The following is a 14,491-nucleotide window of genomic DNA, read 5'->3' on the forward strand; positions in this document are numbered from 1 at the left end:
TAAAAGTGTTATAATTAAATTGTTCTTATTTTTTATAGAACAAATAATTTTAAAAAATGAATATAATTTAAACATAAACATAAATTCCAAATAACTCCTAAAAATTTTAGTTCCTATTTTTAATATAGGAATTTTTTTATTTTAAATGTAGTTCTTCATCAATAATTTAATTAAATTCCATTGCAATGAATTAAAATTTACAAATGAAAACTAGCAACTTTCAAATTCCAAATATTTAATTTATAACTTTATTCATATATAATTATGAATAACTTTTGGTTAGTAAAGAATGGGGAAATTAATAATGTTTTGAAATTTGACTGACAAAATTAAAAATTATATTTTATCAACATTTTGTTTTAAGTTAATAATTTATTGTATAGGTTTATTGGGTAAATCATTAATATATTTTAAAGTAAAAGGAAATTTTTTAGGTATAGCAAAGTCATTAATAATGTTTGAAAGTTTTGTCAATTGAATTGATAATTTAATATCAAATTCTATATTTTTTTAATAAACTTAATTATTAAATTATTAGGAATAAATGAACTTATTAACTTTAATATTGAATTGATAAATTTTTCAATTATATGTTTTTTAATCATTATGTTTATTTTATTTTCAGTTAAATTTTTAAAATATATATTAAATCATAACCCAAATAACATTTCTGAAAATCTAAATATTGAATCAGAAAATAATCAAAATTTTGATTCATTTATTCGAAATACAGTAAATCATCAAGACCCACAACCTTCAACAAGTACAATATATCATTCAAATTCCATGTTATAGTTTATTTTATTTCAAATCACTATTTTTTAAAAAAATAGTGATTTTTTATTATTTATTACACATTTTTTGTTTTAAAAATATATAATTTTCTTTGATATTTTAAGTATAGAAAAAAATATTCAAAAATAATAAAAGGAGATGTAATATGTGAAAATCATGTAATGATTGAAGTCAAGCCGAAAAAGATGAATATAATAAAAGAGCTAGAGAAACAAACAAAGCTTGAGGAGAAAAAAACGAACGCGAAAGAAGAGAAAGAGTTGCTAATGCTCTTGGATTTGAAAAAGATAAACCAAAAGTAAACAGTGAAACTTCAATAACTAAAACTCAAAGTTCTAGTAGTAAATCACAAAAAATGTAAAAAATAAGAGGTTGTAATTACAACATATTATAATTAATTTTATATAATAAAAATTAAAAAAGGGGAAAATAAATTATGTTAAATATAAATGACGAAGAAGTATTGTTTGATTCTAAATATATTCAAGTAAAAAAACAATAAAAAATGGTTTTATTCATGTAGAAGAACCTTGATGTAACAACCAAGGAGTTGCTATTTTACTCTATGTTTTAAAAGACAATGAGTATTATTTTTACAAATTCATAATGAAAAAAACCCAGCTCATGAAATATCTAAAATCAGTCAGTATAGTACAATTACTGGTGGACTTGAAACTATGGATTATTATACAACTGTTGTAAAAGAAATGTGAGAAGAGACAGGTATTGATATTAGTGGAAATAATGTAGTAATTGATAAATTTAATTGATCTTTTGCAAATAAATCAAGTAACAAAAAATGATTTTTGTATGCCATTGATTTGACTAATTTAAATTTAAATATTACCAAAACTTATTATGGAAAAGGTGGTGATGGTACTTATTTTGAAAAAGATATTCATGCTAAATTTATTAATAGCTTTACATTAGCAAGTGCTGGTGATACTTTATCTACTAGTATTTGAGGAAAATTAAATTTATTTAAAAAATACAAAGAAAAACAATACCAAAATTTCTTAAAAAAAATAGAAGATAAATTATTAACAATAAACAATTTAAATCAAAAAATAAATTTAAGATTACTATTTGATGAAAAATTTCTTAATAATGAATTATATGTAAAAAACACAAAAGAAACTACTAGTATTCGTACAGGTTTTCCTTTACATTATGGAGTAGATAATGGTTATTTTGAAATAGCTAAATTATTACTTGAAAAAGGTGCAGATCCAAATATTAAAGATGTTGGAGGAACTCCTTTACAAATTGCTGTATCAAATTTTAATAACAATATTGAAATAGTAAAATTACTTCTTGAAAATGATGCTGATATTAATATACAAAATAAATATGGTAATAATACTATTTTAGATGTTCTTTTTAAGAACAATAAAATTGAAATTATTAAAGAAATATTAATAAAAAAAATTATTAATGATTATAATGAAAAAAAATATATTGATATACTTTTAATTTATTTTTCAAAATATAATGATATATTGTCATTTAAGTGATTAAATGAAAATTTTAAAATTGATTCTAATATTGAAGATAAAGAAACTTTTTGTTCACCTTTATATTATGCAGTAAACAATAATAATATTGAAATAGTAAAATTACTTCTTGAAAATGATGCTGATATTAATGAACAAGATATAAATGGATCTACACCTTTACATTGAGCTATAGAATGTAATAATATTGAAATAGTAAAATTACTTCTTGAAAATGATGCTGATATTAATGAACAAGATATAAATGGATGTGCACCTTTACATTGAGCTATAGAATGTAATAATATTGAAATAGTAAAATTACTTCTTGAAAATGATGCTGATATTAATGCACAAGAGAAAAGTTTGGCTACTCCTTTACATCTTTCTATATATACAAATAATTTTGACATGATTAAATTATTACTTGAAAAAGGTGCAGATCTAAATATTAAAGATATTGGAGAGTTTACTACTTTAAATGTGTTATTAAAAAAATACAATATTAGTTCAGAAATAAGTCAATTATTATTCAAACAATTGAATTTTAAGAAAAATATCAAAAGAAAGTTTTTAAAAAAAGAATTAACTAATTCAACAAAATCAAAATTACCTAAGTTAATATTTGAAAAAGAGGAGATAAATGCTATAAATTTACAAAATCAACCCTCAACAAGTAAAACTCAAAGTTCTAGTAGTAAATCACAAAAAATGTAAAAAATAAGAGGTTGTAATTACAACATATTATAATTAATTTTATATAATAAAAATTAAAAAAGGGGAAAATAAATTATGTTAAATATAAATGACGAAGAAGTATTGTTTGATTCTAAATATATTCAAGTAAAAAAAACAATAAAAAATGGTTTTATTCATGTAGAAGAACCTTGATGTAACAACCAAGGAGTTGCTATTTTACCCTATGTTTTAAAAGACAATGAGTATTATTTTTTACAAATTCATAATGAAAAAAACCCAGCTCATGAAATATCTAAAATCAGTCAGTATAGTACAATTACTGGTGGACTTGAAACTATGGATTATTATACAACTGTTGTAAAAGAAATGTGAGAAGAGACAGGTATTGATATTAGTGGAAATAATGTAGTAATTGATAAATTTAATTGATCTTTTGCAAATAAATCAAGTAACAAAAAATGATTTTTGTATGCCATTGATTTGACTAATTTAAATTTAAATATCACCAAAACTTATTATGGAAAAGGTGGTGATGGTACTTATTTTGAAAAAGATATTCATGCTAAATTTATTAATAGCTTTACATTAGTAAGTACTGGTGATATTTTATCTACTAGTATTTGAGGAAAATTAAATTTATTTAAAAAATACAAAGAAAAACAATACCAAAATTTCTTAAAAAAAATAGAAGATAAATTATTAACAACAAACAATTTAAATCAAAAAATAAATTTAAGATTACTATTTGATGAAAAATTTCTTAATAATGAATTATATGTAAAAAACACAAAAGAAACTACTAGTATTCCTACAGGTTTTCCTTTACATTATGCAGTAGATAATGGTTATTTTGAAATAGCTAAATTATTACTTGAAAAAGGTGCAGATCCAAATATTAAAGATGTTGGAGGAACTCCTTTACAAATTGCTGTATCAAATTTTAATAACAATATTGAAATAGTAAAATTACTTCTTGAAAATGATGCTGATATTAATATACAAAATAAATATGGTAATAATACTATTTTAGATGTTCTTTTTAAGAACAATAAAATTGAAATTATTAAAGAAATATTAATAAAAAAAATTATTAATGATTATAATGAAAAAAAATATATTGATATACTTTTAATTTATTTTTCAAAATATAATGATATATTGTCATTTAAGTGATTAAATGAAAATTTTAAAATTGATTCTAATATTGAAGATAAAGAAACTTTTTGTTCACCTTTATATTATGCAGTAAACAATAATAATATTGAAATAGTAAAATTACTTCTTGAAAATGATGCTGATATTAATGAACAAGATATAAATGGATCTACACCTTTACATTGAGCTATAGAATGTAATAATATTGAAATAGTAAAATTACTTCTTGAAAATGATGCTGATATTAATGAACAAGATATAAATGGATGTGCACCTTTACATTGAGCTATAGAATGTAATAATATTGAAATAGTAAAATTACTTCTTGAAAATGATGCTGATATTAATGCACAAGAGAAAAGTTTGGCTACTCCTTTACATCTTTCTATATATACAAATAATTTTGACATGATTAAATTATTACTTGAAAAAGGTGCAGATCTAAATATTAAAGATATTGGAGAGTTTACTACTTTAAATGTGTTATTAAAAAAATACAATATTAGTTCAGAAATAAGTCAATTATTATTCAAACAATTGAATTTTAAGAAAAATATCAAAAGAAAGTTTTTAAAAAAAGAATTAACTAATTCAACAAAATCAAAATTACCTAAGTTAATATTTGAAAAAGAGGAGATAAATGCTATAAATTTACAAAATCAACCCTCAACAAGTAAAACTCAAAGTTCTAGTAGTAAATCACAAAAAATGTAAATATAATAATTACTTCAAAACTGCACAATTGTGCAGTTTATTTAGCAATTTTGTTTTTTTTAAAAAATATTTAACATAAATAAGTGTTATAATTAAATTGTTCTTATTTTTGTATAGAACAAAATAATTATAAAAAATGAATATAAAATTTGGTGGTTGGCCCTGGTGGTTGGCCCTTAATTACTGGACCATTTTTGATATAAAATTCTAAATTTTAATTTGTAAAATTGGTGGTTTTAGAAATTTAGAATGTATTCTTTCATAATTATAAAACATAACATATTGATTTACATCATTTATAGCTTCATTGATGGATAAATATTGATTTGATCCTTTAGGTAGTCATTCTTGAGATAAATGAGAAAATCAGTTTTCAGATAATACATTACCACCAATATCATAAGGTTGTTTTTTGCTTAAAATTATTTGTTTATCCTCTGCTCATTTTGTGATATCTTGACAATAAAATTCGTTGGCGTTATCTGAATGTAAAATAACATTTTTTATTTGATTTCAAGAAAATTGTTTGTTGATTTTTTCAAGAGCAGGAAGAATTAAATCCTGATATGATTTATTAGGAGCAATATTATAACTAACAACATTATTTGAATAAAAATCAATAATTACAAAAAGATATAATCATCCTTCTTTAGTATTTATTTGTTTAGTGTCCATTGATCAAATTTGATTTGAAGAGGTTGTACTTTTATAATCTTTGTTTACTTTATCCATTGTAGGTATTCACTTATTTGGATTTTTTTTGTTTTTAGGATAGTTATTTTTAGTTTGTTTTAATCCTTGAATATTGTGTTCTTTCATAATTTTTCGCATTTGTTTTATTGATAATTCTATATTTAAAATGATATTTTTTTCTTGTTTTAATCACTCTTTAAAAGCTGAAAAAATTCTTAAATATCCATAAATTCTGCCTTTTCTTGTAGAATGAAATTCGATTAAAAGTTGGCATATTTTTTGATATTTATGATTGCATTTAATAATATGATTTTCTTCTTTTTTAATAGGTTTTTGTTTATTTTTTAAAAAGTAATATGTTGATCTGTTTAATTGAAGATATTGACATAGGTTTCTAATTGAATATTGATTTTTACAATCATCAATAATTTTAATTTTTTCTTTGATATTTAATTTGTTAATTACTAATGCTATTTGTTTAATTTTATCCATTAATAAAAATCCTTTCAGGTTAAAATTAGTGTTAATTATATAACACAATTGTTTTTAGAATACATTCAGGTTTTTTAAATTAATGGTCTAGTAAAAAGGGCTAAGTGGCAAGTGGCAAGTGGCATTTTGATTGCATAGTAGTGAAAGTACGACAAGATAAAAGGATTATTAATAAATCAGTTTATATAGCTTTAGGAGTTGATTTAGAAGGTAAAAAAGATTTTTTAGGTTTATGAATTAGTGAAAATGAAGGTGCTAAATTTTGATTAGCAAATTTAACAGAAATGAAAAATCGTGGCTTAAATGATATTCTTATTGCCTACAGTGATAATTTAACAGGCATGTCAGAAGCAATACAATCAGTTTATCTTAAAACAGAACATCAATTATGCATAGTTCATCAAATTAGAAATAGTTTGAAATATGTCTCATATAAGCATAGAAAATCTCTAGTTGCAGATTTAAAACCAATTTATACTGCATGTAGTGAAGAACAAGCAATGCAGGCTTTAGAATCCTTTGAAAATAAGTGAAATAAACAATATCCTCAAATTGCTAAATCTTGATATAAAAATTGAGATAATTTAATGGTTTTTATTAGTTATCCTGCAGAAATCAAAAGAGTCATTTATACAACAAATGCTATTGAATCTGTAAATAGTCAATTACGAAAAGTTATCAGAAATAAAAAAGTTTTTCCTAATGATATGGCAGTTTTTAAAATATTTTATTTAGCAATTGAAAATAGCCACTTGCCACTTGCCTTTATTTCAATTTTATTGAAAAGATTTTAAACAGGTTCTAAGAAGAACATTTAAAACACATATCAAAGTTGCAAAACATCATGTTCATTTATATGCTAAAGAAGCTGCATATAAATTCAACAAGATACCTAGTTTTGAAACTGTAATGCTATGTTTGATTTAAAAATGTGGGGAGAAGTCCGTTATTTTTTTCTTTTTTAATTTTTAATTAAAATATTTAACGTAAATAAGTGTTAAAATATAAAATAAAAGTGTTATAATTAAATTGTTCTTATTTTTTATAGAACAAATAATTTTAAAAAATGAATATAATTTAAACATAAACATAAATTCCAAATAACTCCTAAAAATTTTAGTTCCTATTTTTAATATAGGAATTTTTTTATTTTAAATGTAGTTCTTCATCAATAATTTAATTAAATTCCATTGCAATGAATTAAAATTTACAAATGAAAACTAGCAACTTTCAAATTCCAAATATTTAATTTATAACTTTATTCATATATAATTATGAATAACTTTTGGTTAGTAAAGAATGGGGAAATTAATAATGTTTTGAAATTTGACTGACAAAATTAAAAATTATATTTTATCAACATTTTGTTTTAAGTTAATAATTTATTGTATAGGTTTATTGGGTAAATCATTAATATATTTTAAAGTAAAAGGAAATTTTTTAGGTATAGCAAAGTCATTAATAATGTTTGAAAGTTTTGTCAATTGAATTGATAATTTAATATCAAATTCTATATTTTTTTAATAAACTTAATTATTAAATTATTAGGAATAAATGAACTTATTAACTTTAATATTTAATTGATAAATTTTTCAATTATATGTTTTTTAATCATTATGTTTATTTTATTTTCAGTTAAATTTTTAAAATATATATTAAATCATAACCCAAATAACATTTCTGAAAATCTAAATATTGAATCAGAAAATAATCAAAATTTTGATTCATTTATTCGAAATACAGTAAATCATCAAGACCCACAACCTTCAACAAGTACAATATATCATTCAAATTCCATGTTATAGTTTATTTTATTTCAAATCACTATTTTTTAAAAAAATAGTGATTTTTTATTATTTATTACACATTTTTTGTTTTAAAAATATATAATTTTCTTTGATATTTTAAGTATAGAAAAAAATATTCAAAAATAATAAAAGGAGATGTAATATGTGAAAATCATGTAATGATTGAAGTCAAGCCGAAAAAGATGAATATAATAAAAGAGCTAGAGAAACAAACAAAGCTTGAGGAGAAAAAAACGAACGCGAAAGAAGAGAAAGAGTTGCTAATGCTCTTGGATTTGAAAAAGATAAACCAAAAGTAAACAGTGAAACTTCAATAACTAAAACTCAAAGTTCTAGTAGTAAATCACAAAAAATGTAAAAAATAAGAGGTTGTAATTACAACATATTATAATTAATTTTATATAATAAAAATTAAAAAAGGGGAAAATAAATTATGTTAAATATAAATGACGAAGAAGTATTGTTTGATTCTAAATATATTCAAGTAAAAAAAACAATAAAAAATGGTTTTATTCATGTAGAAGAACCTTGATGTAACAACCAAGGAGTTGCTATTTTACCCTATGTTTTAAAAGACAATGAGTATTATTTTTTACAAATTCATAATGAAAAAAACCCAGCTCATGAAATATCTAAAATCAGTCAGTATAGTACAATTACTGGTGGACTTGAAACTATGGATTATTATACAACTGTTGTAAAAGAAATGTGAGAAGAGACAGGTATTGATATTAGTGGAAATAATGTAGTAATTGATAAATTTAATTGATCTTTTGCAAATAAATCAAGTAACAAAAAATGATTTTTGTATGCCATTGATTTGACTAATTTAAATTTAAATATCACCAAAACTTATTATGGAAAAGGTGGTGATACTTTATCTACTAGTATTTGAGGAAAATTAAATTTATTTAAAAAATACAAAGAAAAACAATACCAAAATTTCTTAAAAAAAATAGAAGATAAATTATTAACAATAAACAATTTAAATCAAAAAATAAATTTAAGATTACTATTTGATGAAAAATTTCTTAATAATGAATTATATGTAAAAAACACAAAAGAAACTACTAGTATTCGTACAGGTTTTCCTTTACATTATGGAGTAGATAATGGTTATTTTGAAATAGCTAAATTATTACTTGAAAAAGGTGCAGATCCAAATATTAAAGATGTTGGAGGAACTCCTTTACAAATTGCTGTATCAAATTTTAATAACAATATTGAAATAGTAAAATTACTTCTTGAAAATGATGCTGATATTAATATACAAAATAAATATGGTAAAAAAATTATTAATGATTATAATAGACTTGGTGCAAAACTAAGGTAATTCAAAATTATATATTCCTGCTATTAAATTAAATCTTAATGCAAATCTTCGTATTTTATTGCGATATTTTAAAGTTAAAATTTTAAAACGTTTTAGTTTAGCAAATACGTGTTTAATTTTAATTCTAATTTTGCTTAAAGTTTTATTGTATTCTTTTTGAATTGGTATTAATTTATTGTATTTACTTTTTTTAAATGGCAAAAATGTATTTTTATGAATATTTTGTATTCCTTGATAACCTGAATCAACAAAAACTTGTTTTTCTGGATGAATAAAAGTTTTAGATTTTAAAAGTAATTTAAAATCATGAATGCTTCCAAAACAAAAAGCGGTTGAAATAATTTTTCCATTTAAAATATCAATAATTATTTGCGATTTAAGAGTATGATGTTTGTTTTTACCCGAAAAAAGTAATTTTAGTTTTTTTTAATTCTTTCAATTGGAGTTTCAGTAGCATCAATAGCTAGTAAAGTATTATTGATTCCTTTATTTTTGATTAAATCTTTTTTGCCAGATAAATTAAAAATTCCACTTTTTATTAAAGTATTTTCAATTCAAAAAATATTACGAATGCAGCTAGTATGACTAATATTATATCTTTTTGCAATAACTCTATAACTACTATACTCTTTTCAGTATTCTAATGTCATTAATAAACGATTTTCTATTGATAATTTATTAGGTTTACCACCAACTGCTTTTTTAATTGCTTCAGCTTTTTTTAAAATTTCAACCATTTTTTGAAATGTTTGTAGTTTTATTCCCACTAAACTATAAAATTCTTGTTCATCTTTGTATTTTTTTAACATAATAATTATCACCTTTGATATTAATAATAACCGTTAAATTATTAAAATTAAAGGTTTTGCACCAAGTCTAATGAAAAAAAATATATTGATATACTTTTAATTTATTTTTCAAAATATAATGATATATTGTCATTTAAGTGATTAAATGAAAATTTTAAAATTGATTCTAATATTGAAGATAAAGAAACTTTTTGTTCACCTTTATATTATGCAGTAAACAATAATAATATTGAAATAGTAAAATTACTTCTTGAAAATGATGCTGATATTAATGAACAAGATATAAATGGATCTACACCTTTACATTGAGCTATAGAATGTAATAATATTGAAATAGTAAAATTACTTCTTGAAAATGATGCTGATATTAATGCACAAGATATAAATGGATGTGCACCTTTACATTGAGCTATAGAATGTAATAATATTGAAATAGTAAAATTACTTCTTGAAAATGATGCTGATATTAATGCACAAGAGAAAAGTTTGGCTACTCCTTTACATCTTTCTATATATACAAATAATTTTGATATGATTAAATTATTACTTGAAAAAGGTGCAGATCTAAATATTAAAGATATTGGAGAGTTTACTACTTTAAATGTGTTATTAAAAAAATACAATATTAGTTCAGAAATAAGTCAATTATTATTCAAACAAGTGAATTTTAAGAAAAATATCAAAAGAAAGTTTTTAAAAAAAGAATTAACTAATTCAACAAAATCAAAATTACCTAAGTTAATATTTGAAAAAGAGGAGATAAATGCTATAAATTTACAAAATCAACCCTCAACAAGTAAAACTCAAAGTTCTAGTAGTAAATCACAAAAAATGTAAAAAATAAGAGGTTGTAATTACAACATATTATAATTAATTTTATATAATAAAAATTAAAAAAGGGGAAAATAAATTATGTTAAATATAAATGACGAAGAAGTATTGTTTGATTCTAAATATATTCAAGTAAAAAAAACAATAAAAAATGGTTTTATTCATGTAGAAGAACCTTGATGTAACAACCAAGGAGTTGCTATTTTACCCTATGTTTTAAAAGACAATGAGTATTATTTTTTACAAATTCATAATGAAAAAAACCCAGCTCATGAAATATCTAAAATCAGTCAGTATAGTACAATTACTGGTGGACTTGAAACTATGGATTATTATACAACTGTTGTAAAAGAAATGTGAGAAGAGACAGGTATTGATATTAGTGGAAATAATGTAGTAATTGATAAATTTAATTGATCTTTTGCAAATAAATCAAGTAACAAAAAATGATTTTTGTATGCCATTGATTTGACTAATTTAAATTTAAATATCACCAAAACTTATTATGGAAAAGGTGGTGATGGTACTTATTTTAAAAAAGATATTCATGCTAAATTTATTAATAGCTTTACATTAGCAAGTGCTGGTGATACTTTATCTACTAGTATTTGAGGAAAATTAAATTTATTTAAAAAATACAAAGAAAAACAATACCAAAATTTCTTAAAAAAAATAGAAGATAAATTATTAACAACAAACAATTTAAATCAAAAAATAAATTTAAGATTACTATTTGATGAAAAATTTCTTAATAATGAATTATATGTAAAAAACACAAAAGAAACTACTAGTATTCCTACAGGTTTTCCTTTACATTATGCAGTAGATAATGGTTATTTTGAAATAGCTAAATTATTACTTGAAAAAGGTGCAGATCCAAATATTAAAGATGTTGGAGGAACTCCTTTACAAATTGCTGTATCAAATTTTAATAACAATATTGAAATAGTAAAATTACTTCTTGAAAATGATGCTGATATTAATATACAAAATAAATATGGTAATAATACTATTTTAGATGTTCTTTTTAAGAACAATAAAATTGAAATTATTAAAGAAATATTAATAAAAAAAATTATTAATGATTATAATGAAAAAAAATATATTGATATACTTTTAATTTATTTTTCAAAATATAATGATATATTGTCATTTAAGTGATTAAATGAAAATTTTAAAATTGATTCTAATATTGAAGATAAAGAAACTTTTTGTTCACCTTTATATTATGCAGTAAACAATAATAATATTGAAATAGTAAAATTACTTCTTGAAAATGATGCTGATATTAATGAACAAGATATAAATGGATCTACACCTTTACATTGAGCTATAGAATGTAATAATATTGAAATAGTAAAATTACTTCTTGAAAATGATGCTGATATTAATGCACAAGAGAAAAGTTTGGCTACTCCTTTACATCTTTCTATATATACAAATAATTTTGACATGATTAAATTATTACTTGAAAAAGGTGCAGATCTAAATATTAAAGATATTGGAGAGTTTACTACTTTAAATGTGTTATTAAAAAAATACAATATTAGTTCAGAAATAAGTCAATTATTATTCAAACAATTGAATTTTAAGAAAAATATCAAAAGAAAGTTTTTAAAAAAAGAATTAACTAATTCAACAAAATCAAAATTACCTAAGTTAATATTTGAAAAAGAGGAGATAAATGCTATAAATTTACAAAATCAACCCTCAACAAGTAAAACTCAAAGTTCTAGTAGTAAATCACAAAAAATGTAAATATAATAATTACTTCAAAACTGCACAATTGTGCAGTTTATTTAGCAATTTTGTTTTTTTTAAAAAATATTTAACATAAATAAGTGTTATAATTAAATTGTTCTTATTTTTGTATAGAACAAAATAATTATAAAAAATGAATATAAAATTTAAATAAACATAAATTCAAAAATTCCAAATAACCCCTAAAACTTTAGTTTCTATTTTTAATATAGAAACTTTTTTTGTATAATTTAATTAAACTTAATATAAGTTTTTAACTCATTATTTTATTTTAAAATAAATGAGTTTGGAATGGCAATCCTTTTTAGGACTATTTTTTCGTAGACATTTGTTTTTGATAACTAACTGGAGTTAGGTAGTTTAGAGTACTGTGAATTCTTATGTTGTTATATCAATTGATGTAATCAAATAATTCTAATTTTAATTGGATTAATGATGTAAAATTTTTATCATTAATAAATTCAATTTTGAAAGTTTTAAAAGTTGCTTCAGCAACAGCATTGTCATAAGGACATCCTTTTTTGCTTAAAGATCGAGTTATGTTGAAAGCTAATAAAAGTTTATCAATAGTTTTATTATTGAATTCATTACCGCGATCAGTATGAAATATTTCAATATCTTTTAAACAGTCATTTGATTGCATAAATGCTTGATATACTAATGATGCATCTTTTTTAACTCCAACACTATGTCCAATAATTTCGCGGTTAAATAGGTCGATTAATAGGCAAATATAGTTTCATTTACCATTAACTTGAACATAAGTTAAATCACTAACAATAACTTCATTTTTAATTCTATTATTAAAGTTTCTATTAACAAGATTGGTTATTTGACTATCATTGACTTTATTATGATAATTTTTGAATGATAATTTAGTGTATTTTGATATTAAATTATGCTTATTCATAATTTCTTTAATTTTTCTGCGTGATAAATAAATTTCTTGGTTTGCTAGTATGACTTTTAATCTTCTAGTACCATAAACTTCTTTATTTTCTTTAAAAGCACTAATAACAGCTTGTTCATAAATATTATTTTGAATTTTATTTTTTTTCTTTAAATTAAAATAATATGTTGATTTAGAGAGTTTTAAAAAATGACACATTGTGCGAATTTTATTTCGGACTTCTCCCCACATGTACTTGTGGAGGGAATAATGAAACTGAATGAATTCAACAATGCTTTTCAAACTGAACAGCAATGTCTTGCATATATAGCAAATTTGAAAGAAAACAAATGTATTAGGTGTTTTAGTTTTAATTTGAATACTTCTGATTTAAAAAGAATGAGATGTTTAATGTAATCAAACATTTAGCATTCTTATAGGCACCATATTTTCAAGGTCACAAACATCTTTAACATCTTGGTTTTATCTTATCTTTAGATGAATAAACACCAAACATGGAATTCCATCAACAGATATTGCAAAAGAATTGGGAGTGACTTTGAAAACTGCTTGAAGAATGACTCATAAAATCAGAACACGTATTGCACAAAAACCTCAATTTATTGTTGAAGGTACAGTGCAAATTGATGAAATGTATCTTTCACATATGGGTTTTAAAAAACAAGGAAGATCCTTGGTGAATAAAACCTTGATTGTTGGCATTTATCAAAAAACAACCAATAATTTAATTGTGAAAGTATTGAAAAACGCAAAGAGTAAAAATCTTTTGCAGTTTGCAAAAAACCACATTTCTTCAAAATGTCTTGTATATACTGATTCTTGAAAAGGATATTGCGATTTTAAATCAGTTTTCACTAAGCATGAAACAGTTAACCATCAAGATGGCTATGTTTCAAAAATTGGTGTAAATACCAACCAAATTGAATCAGTTTGAAAACATATAAGAAGAACATTTAAAACACATATCAAAGTTGCAAAACATCATGTTCATTAGACTT

General features: G+C 21.8%; 10 protein-coding genes and 2 pseudogenes. 9 read left to right on the plus strand and 3 right to left on the minus strand.

All coding sequences use genetic code 4. The features are described from left to right. The first annotated feature begins 940 nt into the window (after nucleotides 1-940). The 3 genes from AAHM96_RS01325 to AAHM96_RS01335 all read left to right on the plus strand — a co-directional run bounded on the left by AAHM96_RS01325 (nucleotide 941) and on the right by AAHM96_RS01335 (nucleotide 4,856). A complete protein-coding gene (locus AAHM96_RS01325) occupies nucleotides 941-1,156 on the plus strand; it encodes a hypothetical protein (RefSeq protein WP_342273363.1) in 216 nt (71 codons plus the stop codon). 316 nt (nucleotides 1,157-1,472) lie between these two features. After that, a complete protein-coding gene (locus AAHM96_RS01330) occupies nucleotides 1,473-3,005 on the plus strand; it encodes an ankyrin repeat domain-containing protein (RefSeq protein WP_342273364.1) in 1,533 nt (510 codons plus the stop codon). A 75-nt stretch (nucleotides 3,006-3,080) separates the two neighbouring features. Then, nucleotides 3,081-4,856, plus strand: coding sequence for an ankyrin repeat domain-containing protein (locus tag AAHM96_RS01335; RefSeq protein WP_342273365.1), 1,776 nt, complete (start codon nucleotides 3,081-3,083; stop codon nucleotides 4,854-4,856). Between the two features lie 207 nt (nucleotides 4,857-5,063). Here the strand turns inward: AAHM96_RS01335 and AAHM96_RS01340 are convergent, their stop codons facing one another. Further along, entirely contained in the window at nucleotides 5,064-6,041 is a 978-nt protein-coding gene (locus AAHM96_RS01340; protein ID WP_342272797.1) for an IS3 family transposase, read from the minus strand. A gap of 122 nt (nucleotides 6,042-6,163) precedes the next feature. Between AAHM96_RS01340 and AAHM96_RS01345 the strand changes: the two are divergent. The 3 genes and pseudogenes from AAHM96_RS01345 to AAHM96_RS01355 all read left to right on the plus strand — a co-directional run. Beyond that, nucleotides 6,164-6,784: pseudogene (locus tag AAHM96_RS01345) on the plus strand (IS256 family transposase); the annotation flags it as partial. Nucleotides 6,785-7,991: 1,207 nt separating this feature from the next. Beyond that, nucleotides 7,992-8,207, plus strand: coding sequence for a hypothetical protein (locus AAHM96_RS01350; RefSeq protein WP_342273363.1), 216 nt, complete (start codon nucleotides 7,992-7,994; stop codon nucleotides 8,205-8,207). Between the two features lie 75 nt (nucleotides 8,208-8,282). After that, nucleotides 8,283-9,182 (plus strand): ankyrin repeat domain-containing protein, encoded by a 900-nt coding sequence (locus AAHM96_RS01355; protein ID WP_342273366.1) that lies wholly within the window; start codon nucleotides 8,283-8,285, stop codon nucleotides 9,180-9,182. Here AAHM96_RS01355 and AAHM96_RS01360 read toward each other — a convergent pair. Continuing rightward, nucleotides 9,174-9,991: pseudogene (locus tag AAHM96_RS01360) on the minus strand (IS5 family transposase). The gene AAHM96_RS01355 and the pseudogene AAHM96_RS01360 overlap by 9 nt on opposite strands. A gap of 126 nt (nucleotides 9,992-10,117) precedes the next feature. Between AAHM96_RS01360 and AAHM96_RS01365 the strand changes: the two are divergent. Both AAHM96_RS01365 and AAHM96_RS01370 read left to right on the plus strand, forming a co-directional pair. Continuing rightward, nucleotides 10,118-10,828, plus strand: coding sequence for an ankyrin repeat domain-containing protein (locus AAHM96_RS01365; protein ID WP_342273367.1), 711 nt, complete (start codon nucleotides 10,118-10,120; stop codon nucleotides 10,826-10,828). Between the two features lie 75 nt (nucleotides 10,829-10,903). After that, entirely contained in the window at nucleotides 10,904-12,580 is a 1,677-nt protein-coding gene (locus tag AAHM96_RS01370; protein ID WP_342273368.1) for an ankyrin repeat domain-containing protein, read from the plus strand. A 313-nt stretch (nucleotides 12,581-12,893) separates the two neighbouring features. On the opposite strand, the gene AAHM96_RS01375 is transcribed toward AAHM96_RS01370, so the two are convergent. Then, nucleotides 12,894-13,724 carry an IS3 family transposase gene (locus tag AAHM96_RS01375; protein WP_342273369.1) on the minus strand — a complete coding sequence of 277 codons (831 nt, stop codon included), beginning with the start codon at nucleotides 13,722-13,724 and terminating at the stop codon, nucleotides 12,894-12,896. Nucleotides 13,725-14,031: 307 nt separating this feature from the next. On the opposite strand from AAHM96_RS01375, the gene AAHM96_RS01380 reads away from it, so the two are divergent. Then, nucleotides 14,032-14,487 (plus strand): IS1595 family transposase, encoded by a 456-nt coding sequence (locus AAHM96_RS01380; RefSeq protein ID WP_342273370.1) that lies wholly within the window; start codon nucleotides 14,032-14,034, stop codon nucleotides 14,485-14,487. The last annotated feature ends 4 nt before the right edge of the window (nucleotides 14,488-14,491 follow it).

Source organism: Spiroplasma endosymbiont of Acasis viretata, from assembly GCF_964031275.1.
GTDB classification, from domain to species: Bacteria; Bacillota_I; Bacilli_A; order Mycoplasmatales; family VBWQ01; genus Spiroplasma_E; species Spiroplasma_E ixodetis_A.